The organism is Acinetobacter sp. IRS14 (genome assembly GCF_034650275.1).
In the GTDB taxonomy this organism is placed as follows: Bacteria; Pseudomonadota; Gammaproteobacteria; order Pseudomonadales; family Moraxellaceae; genus Acinetobacter; species Acinetobacter oleivorans.
Map to the genome: position 1 here is coordinate 1 of NZ_JAOVFN010000054.1, position 1,099 is coordinate 1,099.

General features: G+C 30.8%; 2 protein-coding genes. Both read left to right on the plus strand.

Annotated elements, in window-relative coordinates:
• A partial coding sequence (locus ODQ17_RS19010; protein ID WP_322905611.1) for an HNH endonuclease occupies positions 1-392 on the plus strand: 392 nt, incomplete at its 5' end.
• A 15-nt stretch (positions 393-407) separates the two neighbouring features.
• Entirely contained in the window at positions 408-854 is a 447-nt protein-coding gene (locus ODQ17_RS19015) for a DUF4265 domain-containing protein (protein WP_322905612.1), read from the plus strand.
• Positions 855-1,099 lie beyond the last annotated feature (245 nt).

A 1,099-nucleotide genomic window follows, 5' to 3' on the forward strand; every position in this document is an offset into this window, starting at 1 on the left:
GTGCAGATGCTGTTGGGGCAGTAACGCCAGGCGCTACGGGCTTAGGATGGGGAGTTCGGGCGGCTGCAACAACAAAGACAGCTGCAAATTTGGCACGTGCTCAACAACGCGCGGAAAAACTTAATAAAGTGGATCGTTCAGGCAAAGAATTTACAAAAGCTGGAAAAGAAGTAGTTAAAGACCTTAATAAAATTGAAAACAATGGGAAATTGGTATGTGCAAGTTGTAAAGAAACTTTAGTTCAGCCAAAACAATCTCAGAAGGGTATTACTCCTCCTAAAAATGAAGCGCATGTTGATCATAAAGTGCCAAAATCATTAGGGGGAAGTGGAACACCAAACAACGGGCAAATCTTATGTCGTTCGTGTAATATATCGAAAAGTAATAAATAAGCAAAAGGCCTTATGATGTATAACCAAAAAATTGTAATAGACTACTTAGATAAAAATAATGAACTCTCAAAAGAGTTAATATGGGGGGAGATGTACAAGACAGATCAATACTTTGTTAAAAGTATTCCTTTCTTTGCGCCTAACCTTGCATTTGATGATCTTATTCAGGTTGAAATAGAAAATGAAACGCTCTATTTTGATGATTTAATAAAGCCATCTAATAATTCAACATTAAGAATTGTATTTTTTAATAATGATACTACATGTATTGAAAAGATATTAACTACTTTGGAGTCCTATTTGTGTGATTGGGAAGGCTTTGAAGGTAGACACTTTTATGCAATTAATATACCTGAAAAGATTAATTATGCTCTAATTAAAAAATATTTAGATGATAATAGTAGTTTTCTGGATTATGAAGAGTCGTGTTTATCAGAAAAACATTTAGTTGATTTGGGTTGATTTTTTATTACCTTAAAATAAAAAAGCTAGGTGAGTACCTAGCTTTTTTATTTTTAAAATAATAATTTATAATTTTTGATTAAGATCAGAATATAAAGATTAAAAAATGATCATGTAAGTTTTAATAATTAAAAAAATATATATGTTTAGTTTAGTTTATGTAATTATTGGGCGATTTTTATACTTTAAGTCATAAAAAATAACGAAATAATTGAATGGAGCACGAATGCTGAACCATAAAAAAT

Bases quoted from the DNA above. Each gene is read 5' to 3' on its own strand.
- ODQ17_RS19015 (WP_322905612.1), top strand. From the start codon at position 408: ATGTATAACCAAAAAATTGTAATAGACTACTTAGATAAAAATAATGAA.